The organism is Enterococcus sp. 3C7_DIV0644, assembly GCF_002141235.1.
Lineage (GTDB): Bacteria > Bacillota > Bacilli > Lactobacillales > Enterococcaceae > Enterococcus_D > Enterococcus_D entomosocium.
This window is the reverse complement of record NZ_NGLK01000001.1, coordinates 1398910-1419510: the sequence shown is the minus strand read 5'-3', so window position 1 is coordinate 1419510 and position 20601 is coordinate 1398910. Positions and strand designations below refer to the sequence as shown.

Genomic DNA, 20601 nt, shown 5'->3' with positions numbered 1-20601 from the left:
CCTTAGATAAAGTAAGTAACTGAGCGCGATGGTTTTCCTTAACGGAAAAAATAAGGAACGATCAAATTAATGAAAAACAGTGCGAGATAAAGCCAAGAAGACCGAGGGTGTTCTTTGAGTGCTAAATAGCCCCAAAGAGCGATCCATAGCAGAAAAGCTACCCGTAGGATTGCCAGCGCTGTCGCAAAAAGCGCCGCGTAATCATGGCTGTTGAAGTAAGCAAACAAAAAGGGGTAACCTGTGGTTGAAAAGAGCAAGTGCCCCACAGAAAGCGCGGTTAAAAGCAAAAAATGCTGTTTGTTTTTTCGAGTCATAGCGTTCCTTTCTATAAGAGAAGTCTTCCTCATTATAGCAAAAGAAGTACCTGTTAATCAAAGAGAGATAAAACACCTTTATTTCTTATGAGATTCGTTGTCAGGATCAGATTCTTCCCCTAGAACATTGAAGTGAACGGCTATCTGCGCTATGATAACTAGTAGAAAAGAAATACTCAAATCTGCTGGTTTATTTGCTGCGTTTTAAGGACGAAAACGATTCCTTTGCTTCTTTTAGAGCATGAAGAAAGGTCTTATTATGTCCGCTTTTTTGATTAAATTTATAGCATTTTTGGGTTGCGAACTGTATACTACCTAAGTATACACTTTACTAGTGAAAAGGAGGACTTGCGTCCATGGCTGAAAAAGAAACATTCTATATTACGACGCCAATTTATTATCCAAGCGGCAAGCTGCATATCGGGAATTCTTACACGACGATCGCTTGTGATGCGGTAGCACGATACAAACGATTGATGGGCTTTGATGTCTTTTATTTAACGGGTGTCGATGAGCACGGTCAAAAAATCGAGAAAAAAGCAGAAGAACTTGGCGTAGATCCGCAAGAATACGTCGACAAAATGGCAGCTGACGTCAAGAAATTATGGAACACACTAGACATCAGTTATGACAAATTTATCCGTACAACGGATGACTACCATAAAACAGCCGTTCAAAAAATCTTCCAGCAATTGCTTGATCAAGGCGATATCTATCTTGGGGAATACGAAGGCTGGTATTCTGTTTCTGATGAAGAATACTTTACTGAAACGCAATTAGCAGAAGTTTACCGAGATGAAGAGGGCAAAGTCATCGGCGGCAAAGCGCCAAGCGGTCATGAGGTAGAATTGGTGAAGGAATCTTCTTATTTCTTCCGTATGAGCAAATACGCCGATCGTTTGGTTCAATACTATGATGAACATCCAGAGTTCATTCAACCAGAATCACGCAAAAATGAAATGCTGAATAACTTCATCAAACCAGGTTTAGAAGACCTGGCTGTTTCCAGAACGACCTTTAAATGGGGCATTCCTGTCACGGCTAGTCCTGAACACGTGGTGTATGTTTGGATCGATGCGTTATCTAACTATATTACGGCATTAGGCTATGGCTCAGAGGACGATTCCTTGTTCCAAAAATACTGGCCAGCTGACGTGCATATGGTTGGGAAAGAAATCGTGCGTTTCCATACGATCTATTGGCCAATCATGCTGATGGCCTTAGACTTGCCCTTACCGAAAAAAATCTTTGGTCATGGCTGGTTGATGATGAAAGACGGCAAGATGTCGAAATCAAAAGGCAATGTCGTTTATCCAGAAATGTTAGTGGAGCGCTACAGCTTAGATGCGTTGCGTTACTATCTATTACGGGCGGTTCCTTTTGGTAGCGATGGTGTGTTTACACCAGAAGATTTCGTTTCTCGTTTGAACTACGATCTAGCCAACGACTTAGGCAACCTGCTGAATCGGACGATCGCCATGATCAATAAATATTGTGATGGCTTAGTGCCCGATTATGCCTCAAAAGTAACGCCTTTTGATAGCGAGCTGTCAACGACTGCGGCCAATGTGGTTGGTCGTTACCATGAAGCCATGGATAAAATGGAATTCAGTACGGCATTGTCAGAAGTTTGGACATTGATTTCCCGTGCCAACAAATACATTGACGAAACCCAACCATGGGTGTTAGCCAAAGAAGAAGAAAAGCGCGCGGAATTAAACAGTGTGATGGTTCATTTGGCGGAAAGCTTACGCATCGTTGCGATCTTATTGCAACCGGTGATGACAGAAACACCAGCCAACATTTTCCAACAATTAGGATTGGCTTCTGTTGCCATGGATCTGAAAGATTTACGCTTTGGTGAATTTCCAAGTGGCACGAAAGTCGTTGCCAAAGGCACACCGATTTTCCCTCGGTTGGAACTTGAAACAGAAGTAGCCTACATCCAAAAGAAAATGGCTGAAGGGACACAAAGTCCAGAAGAAACAGTCAAATGGAATCCAGAAGAAACCACATTGCAATCAGACAAAGCCGAGATCAAATACGAAGACTTCGACAAGATCGAATTAAAAGTGGCAGAAGTCGTTGATTGTCAAAAAGTCAAAGGGGCCGACAAGCTGCTACAATTCCGCTTAGCTGCGGGAGATGATCAAGATCGTCAAATTTTATCGGGGATTGCTGAATTTTATCCAGAACCACAAGATTTGATCGGCAAAAAAGTCGTGATCGTTGCCAACTTGAAACCACGGAAAATGCGGGGGCAAGTCAGCCAAGGAATGATCCTTTCTGCAGAAGACAATGATGGTCGTCTGCAAATCGTGGAAGCGCCAAAAGGCATGCCAAACGGCTCGGTCATCGCTTGATTTTTAGGAGAAATTCTTTGTTGAATTTCAGCGAAAATAAAATTGCCAGACCCGAAAAGATTTTGTATAATGTAGGTTATTGATATGAACATGAGGGAGTAATTGGCGGATTTTATCTGCGGCAGTATCACCATCCTGAAAGAAATTTCTGGTGCTGTCTTAAACAGTGAGACTTATGTATGCTTAGACAGTGCATACATAAGTCTATTTTTTTTCATATCATGTACAATAAAGGAAGAGTAAGTATAAAAGGAGGAGAAACATGTCAGAAGAAAACAAAAAGGAGCAGCTATCGCAGGCGTTTTATGCGCAAGAAGCGCAGCATGTTCTGGAAGAAATGCAAACAGATGCCAATGGATTAACGAACGATGAAGCGCAAAAACGCTTATCTGAGTATGGTCCCAACGAATTAGAAGAAGGCAAAAAGAAATCGATGGCACAAAAATTCTTTGAGCAATTCAAAGATTTGATGATCATCGTTTTGCTAGCGGCGGCGATTATCTCAGCAGTCGTTTCCCATGAAGTCGTGGACTCAATTATTATTTTAGCAGTTGTCATTATCAACGCGATCATGGGTGTTGTTCAAGAGGCAAAGGCAGAGCAGGCCATCGAAGCACTAAGAGAAATGTCCACACCAAATGCCAATGTCCTGCGTAATGGTCATACCGTCACCATCAAGAGCGATGAATTGGTTCCGGGGGATATTGTCCTATTAGAAGCTGGCGATGTCGTACCGGCAGATTTACGCCTCTTAGAAGCAAGTTCGTTAAAAATTGAAGAAGCCGCTTTGACCGGTGAATCCGTACCAGTCGAAAAAGAATTGACTGTCATCGAAGGGACGGATGTCGGGATCGGCGATCGCGTCAATATGGCCTATTCAAACAGTAATGTGACCTATGGCCGCGGAAAAGGGGTCGTGGTCAATACAGGAATGGGAACCGAAGTTGGGAAAATCGCTGGCATGCTAGCTAGCGCCCAAGAAACCGAAACACCATTGAAACGTAACTTAAATGAACTAGGAAAATTCCTGACGATCGCCATCATTATCATTGCAGTGATCATGTTCTTTGTTGGAACGATCTTTAACAATACGTCATGGGTCGACATGCTATTGACTTCGATCTCATTAGCAGTAGCGGCGATCCCAGAAGGGCTGCCAGCGATCGTAACGATCATCTTAGCCTTAGGTACGCAAGTAATGGCGAAACGAAATGCAGTGATCCGTAAATTACCAGCGGTTGAAACCCTTGGGGCAACCGATATTATCGCTTCTGATAAAACTGGTACTTTGACGTTGAATCAAATGACCGTGGAAAAATTGTATGTCAATAACAAACAACATGCTGCTTCAGAAGATATTCCGTTAGACAACATGGCATTAAAAGTCATGAACTTTGCCAATGATACAAAATTTGGTGAAGAAGGCAACTTGATCGGTGATCCGACCGAGACCGCATTGGTGCAATTCGGGATGGATCAAGGATTCCATGTGCGGGATCTCGTCAATCAAGCACCACGGGTAGCGGATCTGCCCTTTGATTCTGACCGAAAACTTATGAGTACGATCCACCAACAAGAAGACGGCCGCTATTTAGTTGCTGTCAAAGGTGCACCGGATGTCTTACTAGGCAGAACCTCAAAAGTACTATTGGATGGCCAAGAGCTACCAATGACGAATGAAGAAAAAGAAAAAATCTTATTCAACAATACCGATATGGCAAAACAAGCGCTGCGGGTATTGGGAATGGCCTACAAATACGTAGATCAAGTGCCAGAAAACTTAGAATCAGGAATCGTCGAAAATGATTTGGTCTTTGCTGGCTTAGTCGGAATGATTGACCCAGAACGGGCAGAAGCAGCCGATGCGGTACGTTTAGCCAAAGAAGCTGGGATTCGTCCCATCATGATCACTGGAGACCACCGGGATACAGCTGAAGCCATTGCGGGACGTTTAGGGATCATCAAACCGGGCGATGATGATGCTGTCTTGACCGGCGCTGAACTCAATAAAATGAGCGAAGAAGAGTTTGCCCAAAAGGTAGCCCACTACTCAGTCTATGCGCGGGTATCGCCGGAACATAAAGTCCGCATCGTCAAAGCTTGGCAGCAAGAAGGCAAAGTCGTTGCCATGACAGGTGACGGGGTCAACGATGCACCATCACTGAAGCAAGCCGATATTGGTGTTGGCATGGGGATCACAGGTACCGAAGTTTCTAAAGGTGCTTCCGATATGGTCCTAGCAGATGACAACTTTGCTACGATCGTCGTAGCAGTGGAAGAAGGACGTAAAGTTTTCTCCAATATTCAAAAAGCGATTCAATACTTGCTAGCCGCTAACCTAGGGGAAGTTTTGACCTTGTTCTTAGCAACCTTGTGGGGTTGGGACTCGCTATTGCCGATCCACTTGCTTTGGATCAACCTAGTAACCGATACCTTCCCAGCAATTGCCTTAGGAATGGAGCCTGCTGAAAAAGATCTAATGAAGCATGCACCGCGGGGACGCAGTTCCAACTTCTTCTCAGGTGGTGTGATGAGTAGTATCATCTACCAAGGGATCTTAGAAGCGGCAACCGTGCTGTTTGTTTATTGGTCAGCGATCCAATGGCCCGTCCACAATACGTATGATGCGATCCATGCCGATGCCTTAACGATGGCCTTTGCCACGTTAGGATTGATGCAATTGTTCCATGCCTTCAACGTCAAATCGATCCATCAGTCGCTCTTTAAAGTAGGAGCATTTAGAAACAAAGCCTTCAACTGGGCGATCCTGTTGTCCTTTGCGTTGATGCTAGTGATCTTCATTGTGCCAGGATTAAACGATATCTTCCGTGTCGCACACCTTGACTTGTATCAATGGGGCATCGTTTTAGGCGCCTCCTTTGCGATCATTCCAGTCGTTGAGATCGTCAAAGCGATCCAACGAGCAATGGGACGCAAATAAGCCAAAAATAAACAGAAAAACAACGAATGGTCTGCTGTCCTTCTCCATGGGCAGCAGGCCCTTTTTTGCTGGCTTATTTTCGATAAACCCTATGGCTGTTTCTTGACCTTTTCATTTGCAGCAAGAAACGGTAAAATAGAAGATAATAACAAAGAAAGTAGGGGACCCACTGTGCGACCAAACTTAGGTTTTTATGTACAAACAATCAACGATCTTGTCAAAGAAACAGAAGCAATCGGGGAGAAAATGAATCCCAATTATGAAGAGATCCGCAAAGCGATCGACGAGAAGAAAGAAGCAGAGGTAACACCTGAGCGGCTAGCTGAGATTACCAGAATTTTTAAAGAAGGCACGGACAAATACCGCTTGATGCTGGAAAAAATCAGCAAATTGCGTCCACCAGCGAATGTGATGGGGATCCATAAAAAATTCGAGCGAGCGTATATGAAATATGTTGCCGGCTGTGATGAGATGATTTTGAGTCTGGATAACAAAATCGACCAAGAAGCCTTTGATGCAGCTGAAGCTAAGCAAGATGAAGCAACGGACGAAATTTCTTTTGCTATCCAACGGATGACCGCTTTATTGTTAAAAAAATGATAAACATTCAAGTTAAACAAGAGTTATTTAATTTAACTGTTATGTTTTTCACATGTAAAGTTTTTTTATCGGAGGTATAATGAATTCACAACCAACAACCTTTTTATTTTTCATTTTACTCCTTTTGCCATCAGGACTAACCAACCTGATGGTTTTTTTTGTTTTTTAATGAAGTGTTTCCATCAAAAGCGGGGATAGTTTGTGAACAAAATATAAAGTTGAAATAGCAAGGAATAGCAAGCTTGCGCTTTTTTGTCGATCAATGCTATACTTAGGGCACTATTAAACGAAATGAGGGATCCTCCATTGAAAAATTAACCAATTTGTTGAAAGCTGCATGAAACTGTTCCTCCAAGGGGATAGTCTGCAGATTTTCAGGATTGGTTGACTTTTTCAATGGGGGATCTTTTTGTGTACCTCTAAAAACTGATTCTGAAAATAGCTTTAGTCTACTCTATTCCGTGAATAGAGACGAGGTATATTTATGTCTAATATCAGTATTAATCATTTAACTTTTGGCTTTGATAGCCAGGAACGGTTGCTTTTTGAGGATGCCAACTTGAACCTTGATACTCAATGGAAATTAGGGTTGATTGGCAGAAATGGTCGCGGCAAAACGACCTTGCTGCGTTTGCTGCTCAATGAATTGCCGTATAGCGGCTCGATTACCCATGAGCAGCAATTCGTTTATTTTCCCTTAACCGTCGCTGACGATCAGCAACTGACGCTTTTTGTTTTACAAGAATCAGGTGAATTTGAGCAGTGGCGTTTGGAACGAGAATTGAACCTGCTGCAACTTGATCCAGAAGTTCTTTGGCGGCCCTTTGCCACTTTATCTGGCGGCGAGCAAACGAAAGTTCTATTGGCGCGTTTGTTCGTTGATGAAGAGAATTTTGCTTTGATCGATGAGCCAACCAACCATTTGGATGTGACCGCTCGCCAACATGTTGCCCGCTATTTGCAGCAAAAAACCGGGTTTATCGTTGTGAGCCATGATCGACAGTTTGTCGATGAAGTCGTCGATCATGTATTGGCGATCGAAAAAAGCCGCTTGGTGTTGTACAAAGGGAATTATTCAGTTTATGAACTGCAAAAGCAGCAAAAAGATGCCTATGAGCAAGAACAAAACAGCAAGTTGAAAAAAGAAATCGGTCGTTTGAAGCAGACGGCAGCCGAGAAAGCGGAGTGGTCCCGAGGACGCGAACGGGACAAATTAGGGTCGCCGACCAAAAAAGGCAGTGGGGCAATCTATGATACGGGGGCGATCGGTGCCCGAGCGGCACGGACCATGAAGCGCTCGAAAGCGATCGTTAAACGGATGGAAGATCAAATTCAAGACAAGTCTGCGTTGTTAAAAGACATTGAGTGGATCGATCCTCTGAAAATGACCCCGCTTGTTAGCCATCATGACGTGTTGCTGGAAGCAGAGCATTTTCAGCTCGGCTATGAGAAGCCTTTGTTTAAACCGCTGACGTTTGCGATCCGTCAAAAAGAGCGCTTGGGGATTCAAGGGGCCAACGGATCTGGCAAGTCCAGTTTGATTGCGAGTATTTTAGGTACTTTCGAAGGACAGCAGACAGGGACGATCAAAACAGCCCATGGGATCACCATCAGTTATGTTCGACAAAACTACGAGGACAATTGTGGGATGCTGACAGAGTTTGCCCAAGAACATGGCTTGAATTATCAAGATCTGCTAAATAATTTGAAAAAACTTGGCTTGGAAAGAGCTGTTTTTCAAACGCCGATCCAGCAAATGAGCATGGGGCAGCGTAAACGCGTGGAACTAGCCAAATCATTAGCAACACCAGCAGAATTGTTTATCTGGGATGAACCTCTGAATTATTTGGATGTCTTCAATCAGAAGCAATTAGAGGAAGTAATCCATTTGGTGGAGCCTTCTATGCTGATCATTGAACACGACCGTTATTTTCTTGAGCAAGTCTCAACGAAATTGCTGACGTTGACGATCGATGAAGTCGAATAACTGAAGGGGAAAAAGGACGATTGTTTTCTTTGGGAAAACCGTCCTTTTTTTGTTATTTTAATCGGAGAGATACTGACGATTTTAGTAAGTATTTAATAAGGGTGCTTTTGATAAAAAAGCTGTGTAAAAATAGTGTTATTATACACAGGTATGTATATTTGATAAAATTCATTCATTTTTTCATGAAAATTTTCGAAAAATGACGAAATGTTCGGGATTAGCGGGTAGAATTCCCTTTGAATCACTCATCGTTTTCTCATTGTTTGGTAAATTAATTAAAAATTCTTTCATAATTCCCATTGGTTTTTACAAAACATTTACAATAATAGTATCGAATAAAAACATTCGTTTGTTATGATTAAAATCGAATTTCTTTGAGCGTTTGACCGAAACATCAAGAGTTCGTTTTTTTTGTGACTTGAAATGCCAGTCAACTATTCGGAGGAAAAAGAGAAAATGGAGGGGCAGTTTTGATAGAAGTAGTCGGGTTGAAGAAGGTTTTTGATAATAAGTTCGAAGCCTTGAAAGCAGTAGATTTTACAATAGAAAAAGGCGATTTGGTTTGTTTGTTGGGACCTAGTGGTTGCGGGAAATCGACGATATTGAATTTGATCGCGGGGTTGTTAAGTCCCACCGATGGTGATATCCGCTTTAATGGTACTTCCGTTGTTAAGACGGAGCCGAAAGACCGCAATATCGGGTTTGTTTTTCAGAACTATGCCCTTTATCCCCATATGACTGTGTTAGAAAATGTCATGTTTCCCTTGACAGTCGGAGAGAAAAAGATCAAGAAAAATGAAGCACAAAAAATTGCTGAAAAGTTCATGAAGCTGACCAATATTGAAGAATTAAGTCAGAAAAAACCAGGAACCCTTTCCGGTGGACAACAGCAACGGGTCGCCATTACTCGTGCTTTGGTGCAAAGTCCAGAAGTGTTACTGCTGGATGAACCATTGAGTAACTTAGATGCCCGTTTGCGCTTGAAGATCCGTGAAGAAATTCGTCGGTTAGTCAAAGAAGTAGGAATCACTACGATCTTCGTGACTCATGACCAAGAAGAAGCTCTTTCTATCAGTGATAAGATTATTTTGATGAATGAAGGGATCATTCAACAAAATGATGATCCGCAAAACCTTTACTTAGAACCAAACAATCTTTTCGTAGCGAAATTCATTGGTAATCCAATCATCAACATCTTGCCAGTAGAAGTCAAAGAGGGACAAATGATCCATCCAGCATTCACGATCCCAGTTGACCGCTTTACCGACATTCGCTTCAAGAAACCATTGACAGACGGCCAATATACGTTAGGTATTCGTCCAGAAGATGTGCTGACCACCTTACAAACGGGGTTGTTCCAAACAGAAATCAAGAGTGTGGAGCTGATCGGACGAGAACGAATCTTGAACTTTGATCTGGCTGCAAAACATATGAAATCGATCGTTAGTATTGAAGAGATCATTGAAGAAGGCGCGCAAGTGTCATTTGATTTTCATTACAAAAAAGCCTTTATCTTTGATGAAAAAGGAGAGCGGGTCTACTAATGTTCAAAAAAAATTATAACCCTGAGAATCAACCAAAGGCGTGGCTGTTTTTACTGCCTTCATTGGTCATTATTTTCTTATTCAGTGTGTATCCGCTGTTTCGTTCTTTCATCATGAGTTTCCAAAAAGGAACCTTGATTAACCAACAGTATGCTGGGCTTGAGAACTATCAAAGGGTTTTAACGGACCCCGTATTCTTTCGAGCACTGCAAAACACAGCACTGTTTGCTTTTGCGGTCGTGCCGATCTCGCTGATTCTCTCATTAGCGATTGCTTGGATCATTTTTGAAAAAGTCAAATACAAAAGTTTTTTTGAAACGATCTTCTTTATGCCCTATGTCACAAGTACGATTGCGATCGGGATCGTGTTTCGTTACTTTTTCAATGGCTCTTACGGGATCATTAATTATCTGCTAGGTCTTGTCGGCATTGCGCCAGTCAACTGGCTAGATAACGTCAACATGAGTATGACGACCTTGATCATCTTCGGCGTTTGGACGAGCCTCGCCTTCAACATTATTATCTTGTTGGCAGGAATGCGCAACATCGACAAAGAACATTATAAAATCGCAAAAATGTTTGGCGCTACCGATGGCGAAATTTTTCGGAAAATCACCTTTCCGCAATTGATCCCGACCTTTGCTTTCTTGTTGACGGTCAATCTGATCAGTGCCTTTAAAGTTTATACTCAAGTATATGCTTTGTTTGGCGGCCAGCCAGGGATCGCTCGTAGTGCAACGACGGCAGTCTTTTATATTTATGACAAATTCCATATCGCCGGACGTCCGGGGATTGCAATGGCGGCAACCGTGATCTTGTTTATCATTATTTTGCTCGTCACCTTTATCCAAAATAAACTTTTGAAGAAAGTGGGCGAATAAACGAATGAAAAAAATTGTCACGATTGTTTCGATGCTGTTTTTAGCAATTTTAGCAGTGATCACGCTGTTTCCCTTTGTCTATATGATTTTAGCTGGTCTAATGACCTACAGTGAAGCAACCAGTATTCCACCGACGATCATGCCAGAGTCCTTCCAATGGAGCAACTACGGGGAAGTCTTTACCCGAGCACCGTTTTTACGCTACTTCTTCAATACGGTCTTTGTTTCAGCGGTCACTACCATAGCGACGCTGATCACGGCAATTTTAGCTGCTTTTGCATTAACGAGTCTTGAATTCAAATACAAGCGTCTCGTGATTGGTTTGATGATCTCCTTACTGATGGTTCCTTATGAATCCATCATCTTTACCAATTACAATACGATTGCTCGAATGGGCTTATTGAATACGTATAGTGCCTTGATCATTCCGTTTCTGACCAGTATTTTTTACATCTATTATTTAAACGGTTATTTACAAAGTATTTCTAATACCTTTTATAAGGCAGCCAAAATTGACGGTGCCAGCGACCTAGCTTATATCCGCCGAATTTTGATCCCCATGTCTAAACCAGCCTTGGTGACAGTCGGGATTCTGACGTTCATCTCTAGCTGGAATTCTTTCTTATGGCCGTTGTTAGTGACGAATGAGAAAAAATACCGTCTCTTAAATAATGGATTGGCTGCCTTTACCACAGAAAGCGGCAGTGACGTTCATTTACAAATGGCGGCAGCGACCTTGACCGTCATTCCAATTCTGATCATTTACTTGATCTTTAGAAAAGAAATTATCAAAGGAGTGGCTAAAGATGGCATCAAAGGATAAAACAACGATCACCTTCCATAGCGGAATTTTAACGATTGGAGGAACCGTCATCGAAGTTGCGTACAAAGATGCCCATATCTTTTTTGATTTCGGTTCGGAGTATCATCCAGAAACACCCTTACCAGATGAAGAATTACAAACGTTAGTTGCGCATCGCTGGATACCAGAACTGAAAAATGTCTACGATCCACGCTTAGACTACACGTACCAAGGAAGCGAAACGAAAGAATACCAAGAAACAGCAGTTTTTCTTTCCCACGCCCATCTGGATCATTCCAAGATGATCAACTTTTTAGACCCAAATATTCCTATGTACACCTTGAAGGAAACCAAAGCGATCCTCGAAGTGTTGAATCAAAAAGGGGACTTCTTGCTGCCCGTTCCTCATGAGGAAAAAAGCTTTGTCCGTGAATTGATCGGCTTAGAACCTCATGATGTGATTCGGGTCGGGGAAATCGAAGTCGAGATCATTCCAGTCGATCATGATGCGTACGGTGCGGCAGCTTTGTTGATTCGCACGCCGGATCATTTTATCGCTTATACCGGTGATTTGCGTTTGCATGGCTATCATCCAGAGCGTACCAAAGAATTCTGTCAATTAGCCAAACACACGGATCTATTGATGATGGAAGGGGTCAGCATCAGCTTCCCAGAAAGAGAACCGGACCCCAAAGCGATCACGGTGGAAAGTGAAACAGAATTGATTGAGACCTTCGTGCGTTTGGTCAAAGAAAATCCCCAACGACAAATTACCTTCAATGGCTATCCAGCCAATGTTGAGCGCTTTATGGCACTTGTTGAAGCCGCGCCACGGACGGTTGTTTTAGAGGCGACCCAAGCTGCTTTATTGAAAGAAATTTTCAATAAAGATGTACCGTTCTATACGATCGATGATCAAGTACCAGCGACTCTCGATCCAGCCTTCGCCATTTCTTATCAGGCATTATGTGCCGACACGAGCCAGTACCTTTGGCAAGCAGTCGCGCATTTTGAAAACTTGCAAACAGGTGGATTGTATATTCACAGTGATGCGCAGCCGTTAGGCGATTTTGATCCAGCTTATCAAGTCTTTTTGGATAAACTGGCAGCACTGGAGATCGAATTTGTCCGTTTGCCAAACTCGGGACATGCGAAACCAGCTGATTTAGATCAGATCATTGCATGGATCGAGCCCCAACGATTGGTTCCAATCCATACGCTGAAACCAGAAAATCTGGTGAATCCGTATGGTGAAAGAATATTGCCGCAACGCGGTGAAAAAATTATTTTAGAGTGATAGAGGAGAGGAAAAAATGAAAACAAAGAAACTTGCATTTGCAGCAGCTGCAGCCGCGACATTGGTATTAGGGGCTTGTGGAAACAACAACGATTCATCTGGTTCTACCGAAAGTGATGAAATCGTTACAGAACTAAGCGAAGATACGACTGTCACCTTTTGGCATGCAATGAATGGTGCGCAAGAAGAATCATTGACGAAATTGACGGAGCAATTCATGGATGAAAATCCAAACATCAAGATCGAATTGCAAAACCAATCCAGCTACTCTGATCTACAAGCAAAGGTGAATTCAACCTTGCCTTCACCAAAAGATCTACCAACTATCACCCAAGCATATCCTGGTTGGTTATGGAATGCTGCCCAAGATGACATGTTGGTTGACCTTGGCGAATACATCAACGATGATACTATCGGTTGGGGTGACCAAGAAGAAATCCGCAGTGCCCTTTTAGAAGGCGCGCAGATCGACGGCGTGCAATACGGGATTCCTTTCAACAAATCAACAGAAATGCTGTTCTACAATGCAGACATGTTAGACGAGTATGGTATTGACGTACCGACAAACCTTGAAGAATTAAAAGAAGCTTCTCAAGAAATCTTTGAAAAATCAAACGGTGAAGTAGTAGGTGCTGGTTTTGACTCATTAAACAACTACTACGCCATCGCAATGAAAAACCAAGGTGTTGATTTTGACAAAGACTTGCAACTAGACAGCGATGAATCAAAAGAAGTCATCAACTACTACCTGGATGGTGTCAAAGAGGGCTACTTCCGAATCGCTGGTTCTGATCAATACTTGTCTGGACCATTTGCCAACGAGCAAGTCGCAATGTATGTCGGCTCAATCGCAGGGGAAGGTTTTGTTAAAAAAGATACCGAAGGCAAATTTGAATATGACGTAGCAGCTCGTCCAGAACCAATCAACTTGCAACAAGGAACTGACTTGTACATGTTCAACAGCGCAACACCAGAGCAACGCACCGCTGCTTTTGAATACATGAAATACTTAACTTCTCCAGAAGCGCAAAAAACATGGGCGATCGATACCGGCTACATGCCAGTTGTTGAATCTGTTCTGGAAAGCGATGAATACAAAAACAATCCTGAAACAAAAGTAGCTGCCAAATTAGAAGATGCAACCAAAGAATTGTTCTCGATCCCAGTGATTGAAAATGCTGATCCTGCTTACAATGAAATGCGTTCAATCATGGAAAACATTTTGTCTAATACAGATCAAGATGTCGATCAATTGATTGAAAACGCAAAACCACAATTAGAAGATGCTTGGAACCAATAATTCTGAATTTCTTCGTCAAAATAGGGTATAATCAGGGAAACACCTGAGATGAAACACCAAAGGGTTTGTATCATAAGGTTTGAAGACGCAAGGAAGCAGAATTTGCTGGCTTTCGAGGGTTTTCGACTTATGCGCATGCCCTTTTGGTGTATTGAGGGGAAAAGGAGTCTTTTGAATGAAAATCACGTTTTTAGAAACGAGCGATATGCATGGCTATGTCTATCCAACCAATTTTGCCGATGACACGGAACAAGGATTCGGCGTGGCAAAAGTTGCCACCAAAATGAAAGAACTGCGCCAAGCAGCCACCGGACCGGTCGTAACGATCGAAAATGGCGACTTTATCCAAGGCTCGCCCTTAAGCTATTACATTGCCAAAAGCCAGCACTCCGTTGCCGCATTGACCGCTGTCGTCAACCACCTAGACGTTGATGTTCATGTCTTAGGCAATCATGAGTTCAACTACGGTCTGCCTTATTTGCAAGAAGCGATCGCCAGCTACCAAACGCCGGTACTTGCAGCCAATATTTTAAATGAAGCGGGGGAACCATTCTTTGGGCAAGCTTACACCATCATTGAAAAAGAAGGGGTAAAGATCGCGATTTTAGGAATGGTGACGCCCTATATTCCTCATTGGGAACAACCTGCGACGATTCGCGGGATGCAATTTGTCAGTATTGTTGAGACGGCGAAAAACTATGTACCTTACTTACGAGAACAAGCCGATATCGTTGTCATCAGCTACCATGGCGGCTTCGAGCGTGATTTAGTCACTGGGGAACCGACCGAATTATTGACTGGCGAAAATGAGGGCTATCAATTACTGCAGGAAGTCTCAGGAATCGATGCGTTCTTCACAGGACACCAACATCGTGAGATCGCCACAAAAATCAATGGTGTCCCTGTTGTGCAGCCCGGTTATCGTGGAAGCTTTATCGGCGCCATCGAATTGACGGTTGAAAAAAATCAGACAGGGGTTCATGTCACAAACAGTACGGCTGCGTTGATCCCTGTTGCGGATGCTGTCCCAGATCAAGAGACGTTGGCCTTGTTAGCACCCATCGAAGAAGAGTTACAAACATGGCTAGATCAGCCGTTAGGCAAAGTCAGTGGGGATATGCGAATCACCGATCCGATGGGGGCACGCTTGAAAGAGCATCCTTATATTGAATTCATCAATCGTGTTCAGATGGCTGCCAGTGGCGCCAAAATTTCTGGCACTGCTCTTTTCAACAATGAAGGCAAAGGCTTTGGCGCAACCATCACGATGCGGGATGTGATTACCAATTATATTTACCCAAATACGTTAGCTGTAGTCAAAATAACAGGTGCCGAATTAAAAGCTGCTTTAGAACAAACGGCGGATTATTTAGCCGTTGTTGACGGTCAGATCGTTTTCAATCCTGCTTTTATTGAACCAAAACCGCAATATTATAACTACGATATGTATGAAGGCATCGAGTATACGATCGATCTTAGTCAACCCGTTGGTCAACGAATCACCCGTTTGGACTTTGAAGAAAAAGCCATTGCGATGGACCAAGAATTAGAGATCGTCATCAACCAATACCGTGCCGTGGGCGGTGGCAACTACGCCATGTTTTCTGCCGAAAAAATCGTTCGTGAGATACAAGTCGATATGACGGAACTGATTGCTGACTATTTGAAACAGCATCCTCAGATCGAAGCCACGACGAATCAAAACTTTCTAGTGACGTTATAATAGCAAAACAGCCTGCGATGAATGAATCATCGCAGGCTGTTTCTTAATTTTCTACATTACGTACATAGTCATCAAAGTATTTTACCAAATCCGCTTTGACTTGTTGATAGTCTTCTTCGGAATAGTCTTTGTCTTCTAGTTTTGCTTCGAAAAATGGCATGGCCAATTCTTCTCGTAAACGATCCAACACTTGTTCTTGGTTCATAACGTCACCTTTTTCACTTTTGATTTGATTTCATCATAACAAATGAAATGAGGCTGTCAATGCTTCGTAAGTGTCTTTCATTTTTTCTAAACGATTTTTTAAAGAAACAAAATCATCGTCATCATGAAAAAGGACTTGTTTTAATTCAAAATAATAGATCTCAAAAGCATCAAAGAAAGCAATGACTTCCGCTGTTTGCAGCTCTCTGGCAGTATCGCAGCGAATATAGGCTTTTTCAGCGATCGCATACGTTTCCGCAGTCGTTAATAGGACCAATGATTCATTGTATTTGCGGCTCGTCACTAGTTCAAAGGTTGATTGACATTTATTGTAGATATTAGAAAAATCTTTGAGCACGAGTTCCTTTGGTGTTTTATCAAACATGGGGGAATCCTCCAAAACTTTATTTTTTGAATAAGACGCAGACACATTCTGGTGCGTAGATGTCTTTTTCTAAGACAGTCAATTTGCCAGTGGCTTCATCGCGTTTGTATAACGTTAGGTTATCAGAATTTTGGTTGGCACAAACCAGATAATCGTTTGTCGGGTCCAAATCGAAATCGCGAGGGAAGTCGCCTTCTGTTGAGATTGATTGAACAAAAGCCAGGCCAGCGCCTTCATCGGTTACTTCAAAAACAGCGATTGAATTATGGCCGCGATTTGAGCTGTAAACAAAACGTCCATCGTTCGAGATCCGTACCGCAGCGCCACTGTTGAAATCCGTAAAGTCCGCAGGGATCGTTGGCACCTTTTGGATTTTCTCAAAACTGCCATCTGCTTGATTGTAGCGTAAAACAGTCAATGAGCTGTCTAATTCGCCCACTAAGTAAGCGTATTGGTTATTTGGATGGAAGACTAAGTGACGAGGACCAGTTCCGTCTTCTGCCACATAGACAGCTACTTCTGTCAGTTTGCCATCTTCTGAAATATCATAAGTATAGACCCGGTCCGTTCCAAGGTCACAAACTGCTAAACGTTGGTCTGGTGTTAAGTCAGTATAATGGACATGAGGTTTGTCTTGGTTTTCATGAGAGCCGACGGGTTCATCATGGTAGATGCTGTCCGTTGCTTCGATGCTGCCATCTTCTAGAATTTTATAAACATTCACTTCACCTTTGTGGTAGTTGGCACCATATAAAAGCTGACGGTTTTCATCAACTGCTACATAGCAAAGGGGTGCGCCTTCTTCCGTTGCGGTATTCAGCAAGGTAAAGTCTGGGGTATAAGCAGCGGCGCCACCGTTGCCAGCTACTTCTGTGACGCTGTAAACTGCTTCTTTTTTACTGCGGGCAAGATAAGTCGGACTTTTTTCTTCCGCGCATAAGGTCAAATCGGTCAGTGTTCCTTTTTCCGTATCTAAAGCGATCGAATAGATCCCTTTACTTTCGCGACGAGTGTACGTACCCAAATAAATCGTTTGCAACATAAAAAAACCTCCTAATAGTTTCATTCCTCTTTAATTCTACCATAGAATGCGGTTTTGGGCGGGTAGAAAAACTCTTTATGTTATAATAAACGAGAAGATAGAAAGGGGAGTTTGTCATATGAAAAAAGGGACGATCAAAGAAATTGGTCCACAAGCGATCGATTCGCAAGAAAGAATGATCATCTTCTTTGGGGAAGAAGCGACCGATACATTGCGAGAATATTCAGTCATCCAAACGATTCCTGATTCGCAAGCGTTAGTCGTAAAGAAAGAGGATCAGATTACTTTTGGTGATCAGACCTATCAAGTCCAATATGTAGGAACGGTGGCTAACCAAATCCTGCAAACGATCCAGCATGTGACCTTTGTCTTTGACGAAGAGCCGGCTGAAGATCCGCTTTCAAGTGCGATTTATTTAACGCCAACTGTTTTGCCGAACCTCGAAGTCGGCATGCAAGTGACGTACAACTAGGAGGCAAAGAATGTCATGAAAGAAACGCAGAAAAAGCCGCATTCCTGGTTTTGGAAATGGTTTTTAAACAATCAAGCAGTGACCAGCTTGCTGGTCATTTTATTGATTCTCTTGATTTTGCTGCTCTTTACGAAAGTGTCGTATTTGTTTGAACCTGTCTGGCAATTTTTAGCTATCGTCGGATTGCCAATCATTTTGGCGGGCATTTTATATTACTTGATGAATCCAACTGTTGACTATTTGGAGCGCAAAGGAATCAAACGAATTTACAGTATTTTTGGTCTTTTTGTTTTGGTGGTTGGTCTGATTGTCTGGGGGGGGGTGGTCATCATTCCTAAGATTCAAGAGCAATCCATGAGTTTTGCGGATAATCTGCCGGGGTATTTGACGATTATTGAGAATAAGGTGAATGAAATCTTGTCTGATCCAATCTTCTCGCAAGTCCAAGATCAGATCGAAGCTTCCAATGAGAAGTTGATTTCTTCTCTGACGGATATCGTCCAAAATCTTTCCCGCAGTACGATTCAAAATCTAGGTAGTTTCTTCGGGGCCGTTGCGACGATCGTTTTAGCGGTCATTACCATGCCGTTTATTTTGTTCTACCTACTGAAAGATGGCCGCAAACTAGCCCCTTATTTTGTCAAATTTTTACCAACCAAAATGCGCCAGCCGTCACTGATCGTTTTAAAAGAAATGAATGACCAGGTATCCTCCTATATTCGGGGACAGCTGACAGTGGCGTTTGCGGTCGCAGTGATGTTTATGATCGGCTTTAGTATTATTGGCTTAGATTATGCCATCACACTGGGGATTGCAGCTGGCTTTTTAAATTTGATCCCTTATTTAGGATCTTTTTTGGCCATGATTCCAGCGGTCTTTTTAGGAATTGTTGGTGGGCCGGTATTGCTGATCCAAGTCCTGATCGTCTTTGTCATTGAGCAGACCATTGAAGGACGCTTGATCTCACCGTTAGTTTTAGGAAACGAATTGTCGATCCATCCTGTCACGATTCTTTTAGTCCTCTTGACTTCAGGAAAACTATTTGGTCTTGTTGGGGTCATTTTAGGGATTCCTGTCTATGCGGCTGCCAAGGTGATCATTACCCATGTGTTTGAATGGTATACGCGGGTTTCCTCCTTGTATGAAGAGGAAGAACCAATCCTCGAAGCACCACCAGAGGACACCCCAGAAGTTTAGCAGCTTCGAGTGCAAAAGAGTCCATACGTATTATCAACGGTACAGCCTTTTTCTGTGGGCTGTACCTTTTTTGTGCGGATAAAAGAGCCAGCAATCACTGGGAAGTAATGCAAGATTTACAACCTATGAACGATGATTTGGGAGAAACCGACAGCTCTTTATTCAATAGAAAGAGTGAGGGAGTAGTGTCTTGGACCCGATTGACTTCGCAGGAACAAAAGAATATAATCGAGTTATATAAATCGTTTATATAATGTGACTTGTGCTTAAGGAGGGTCTTGGATGCCAAAACAACGAATAACAAAGGAAATGGTGGTTGATGCCGCTTTTGAGATTGCTCGAAAAGGCGGTATGGAGCAAGTGATTGTCAAAAATATTGCGGAAAGGTTAGGCTGTTCAGTCCAGCCCATTTATAGTTATTGCACCAATATGGAAGGACTGCGGACAGAAGTAGAGCAGAGAGCACGGCAATTTTTACAAGAGTTTTTAGAAGCCCATAGTGACTCCCAGGATCTGTTTCGCAGTACCGGACACGCATATTTGCAATTGGCGAAAGAAGAACCCCAAATTTTGAGAATTTTTGTCTTACAAAAAAGAGCGAATGTTTCGTCATTAGAAGAGCTGTATCAGTTGGAGACGAATCCTCAAGTAGCGAAAAGGATTGCCGCCGATTTGAACATCAGCATAGAAACCGCCAAACAGCTGCACTTGCATATGCTCATTTACACGATCGGAATCGGCACGATTTTCGCAGTAACGACACCAGGTATTCCACTAGGTGAAATCTATGCACAACAGGAAGAAGCTTACGAGATGTTTTTGAAACAGGCAATAGATGGCACAAAAAGTAGGTTGCAGTCCTAACTGCAGGGAGGAATTCCTCATGAAAAATGGCATTATTGTTTATCAATCGAAATACGGCGCTGTCAAAAAGTATGTCCACTGGCTTCAAGAAGCAACAGGTTTTCCCTGCCTAGAAACCCCAAAAGCCAAAATAGCTGAAGTAATGGATTATGACACAATTATCTTCTGTGGGGGAATCTATGCTTCGGGTATTGCTGGACTGTCCTTTTTAAAAAAGAATAGCAATCAGCTAAAAGGCAAAGAGATACTCATCTTTTGTGCGGGAGCTTCTGTTCCTGAAAAAGTGGTAGTGAAAAAACTCAGAGAACAGAATCTCACGGGTCCGCTAAAGGACATCCCCTTTTTTTACGGAAGAGGACAATGGCAGGAAAGCAAAATGAACTTTTTCGATCGAACCTTAGTGAAAATGTTAAGAAAAGCGGCCGCTAAAAAAGAGCCACACACCTATGACCCACAGACGAAGGTACTCATGGAAGCCAATGGACAAGATTGCGATTGGACGGATAAAAAATACTTGGTTCCGTTGGTGGATTATTTGGAGCAGGAATTGTATTGAACGAGCACAAGCGCTTTATTGAGGTTTTATGAATCAAATGAGCAATAAGTGACCAGAGTGTAAGAACAGAACAAAATTAGTTTACTGCGAATAGATTTTTTGTTGTGACACCAAGAGTCTGCAACTAAG

General features: G+C 42.6%; 18 protein-coding genes. 14 read left to right on the top strand and 4 right to left on the bottom strand.

Annotated elements, in window-relative coordinates; genetic code table 11:
- Positions 1-38: 38 nt before the first annotated feature.
- Positions 39-314, bottom strand: coding sequence for a hypothetical protein (locus A5877_RS06570; protein WP_034872151.1), 276 nt, complete (start codon positions 312-314; stop codon positions 39-41).
- Between the two features lie 356 nt (positions 315-670).
- Here A5877_RS06570 and metG point away from each other — a divergent pair, with 356 nt between their 5' ends.
- The 10 genes from metG to A5877_RS06520 all read left to right on the top strand — a co-directional run bounded on the left by metG (position 671) and on the right by A5877_RS06520 (position 15752).
- A complete protein-coding gene (metG, locus tag A5877_RS06565; RefSeq protein WP_005233704.1) occupies positions 671-2677 on the top strand; it encodes a methionine--tRNA ligase in 2007 nt (668 codons plus the stop codon).
- 262 nt (positions 2678-2939) lie between these two features.
- Positions 2940-5618, top strand: coding sequence for a cation-translocating P-type ATPase (locus A5877_RS06560; RefSeq protein ID WP_086316602.1), 2679 nt, complete (start codon positions 2940-2942; stop codon positions 5616-5618).
- A 171-nt stretch (positions 5619-5789) separates the two neighbouring features.
- Positions 5790-6218 (top strand): hypothetical protein, encoded by a 429-nt coding sequence (locus A5877_RS06555; protein ID WP_005228008.1) that lies wholly within the window; start codon positions 5790-5792, stop codon positions 6216-6218.
- Between the two features lie 484 nt (positions 6219-6702).
- Positions 6703-8205 (top strand): ribosomal protection-like ABC-F family protein, encoded by a 1503-nt coding sequence (gene abc-f, locus A5877_RS06550; RefSeq protein ID WP_086316601.1) that lies wholly within the window; start codon positions 6703-6705, stop codon positions 8203-8205.
- Positions 8206-8675: 470 nt separating this feature from the next.
- Positions 8676-9749 carry an ABC transporter ATP-binding protein gene (locus A5877_RS06545; protein WP_005233711.1) on the top strand — a complete coding sequence of 358 codons (1074 nt, stop codon included), beginning with the start codon at positions 8676-8678 and terminating at the stop codon, positions 9747-9749.
- The gene (locus A5877_RS06540; RefSeq protein ID WP_008379450.1) at positions 9749-10630 is read left to right on the top strand and encodes a carbohydrate ABC transporter permease; all 882 of its coding nucleotides are present in this window, start codon (positions 9749-9751) and stop codon (positions 10628-10630) included. The genes A5877_RS06545 and A5877_RS06540 overlap by 1 nt, the downstream gene beginning before the upstream one ends.
- A 4-nt stretch (positions 10631-10634) precedes the next feature.
- Complete coding sequence (locus A5877_RS06535; RefSeq protein ID WP_005228015.1) at positions 10635-11453, top strand: carbohydrate ABC transporter permease; 819 nt, start codon at positions 10635-10637, stop codon at positions 11451-11453.
- The gene (locus A5877_RS06530) at positions 11437-12729 is read left to right on the top strand and encodes an MBL fold metallo-hydrolase (RefSeq protein ID WP_086316600.1); all 1293 of its coding nucleotides are present in this window, start codon (positions 11437-11439) and stop codon (positions 12727-12729) included. The genes A5877_RS06535 and A5877_RS06530 overlap by 17 nt, the downstream gene beginning before the upstream one ends.
- Before the next feature lie 16 nt (positions 12730-12745).
- Positions 12746-14029, top strand: coding sequence for an ABC transporter substrate-binding protein (locus tag A5877_RS06525; RefSeq protein ID WP_086316599.1), 1284 nt, complete (start codon positions 12746-12748; stop codon positions 14027-14029).
- A gap of 175 nt (positions 14030-14204) precedes the next feature.
- A complete protein-coding gene (locus tag A5877_RS06520) occupies positions 14205-15752 on the top strand; it encodes a bifunctional UDP-sugar hydrolase/5'-nucleotidase (RefSeq protein ID WP_016621908.1) in 1548 nt (515 codons plus the stop codon).
- A gap of 43 nt (positions 15753-15795) precedes the next feature.
- Here the strand turns inward: A5877_RS06520 and A5877_RS17180 are convergent, their stop codons facing one another.
- The 3 genes from A5877_RS17180 to A5877_RS06505 are packed head-to-tail and all read right to left on the bottom strand — an operon-like array spanning position 15796 to position 17383.
- Positions 15796-15957 carry a hypothetical protein gene (locus tag A5877_RS17180; protein ID WP_005233739.1) on the bottom strand — a complete coding sequence of 54 codons (162 nt, stop codon included), beginning with the start codon at positions 15955-15957 and terminating at the stop codon, positions 15796-15798.
- Between the two features lie 33 nt (positions 15958-15990).
- Positions 15991-16341 (bottom strand): hypothetical protein, encoded by a 351-nt coding sequence (locus tag A5877_RS06510; RefSeq protein WP_086316598.1) that lies wholly within the window; start codon positions 16339-16341, stop codon positions 15991-15993.
- Positions 16342-16360: 19 nt separating this feature from the next.
- Positions 16361-17383 carry a lactonase family protein gene (locus tag A5877_RS06505; RefSeq protein WP_034878296.1) on the bottom strand — a complete coding sequence of 341 codons (1023 nt, stop codon included), beginning with the start codon at positions 17381-17383 and terminating at the stop codon, positions 16361-16363.
- Between the two features lie 118 nt (positions 17384-17501).
- Here A5877_RS06505 and A5877_RS06500 point away from each other — a divergent pair, with 118 nt between their 5' ends.
- The 4 genes from A5877_RS06500 (at position 17502) to A5877_RS06485 (ending at position 20472) form a co-directional block, all read left to right on the top strand.
- Positions 17502-17855, top strand: coding sequence for a PTS glucitol/sorbitol transporter subunit IIA (locus A5877_RS06500; RefSeq protein WP_086316597.1), 354 nt, complete (start codon positions 17502-17504; stop codon positions 17853-17855).
- A gap of 15 nt (positions 17856-17870) precedes the next feature.
- Positions 17871-19052, top strand: coding sequence for an AI-2E family transporter (locus tag A5877_RS06495; protein ID WP_086316596.1), 1182 nt, complete (start codon positions 17871-17873; stop codon positions 19050-19052).
- Positions 19053-19334: 282 nt separating this feature from the next.
- The gene (locus A5877_RS06490) at positions 19335-19916 is read left to right on the top strand and encodes a TetR/AcrR family transcriptional regulator (protein WP_086316595.1); all 582 of its coding nucleotides are present in this window, start codon (positions 19335-19337) and stop codon (positions 19914-19916) included.
- Positions 19917-19935: 19 nt separating this feature from the next.
- Positions 19936-20472 (top strand): flavodoxin domain-containing protein, encoded by a 537-nt coding sequence (locus A5877_RS06485; RefSeq protein ID WP_008379457.1) that lies wholly within the window; start codon positions 19936-19938, stop codon positions 20470-20472.
- The last annotated feature ends 129 nt before the right edge of the window (positions 20473-20601 follow it).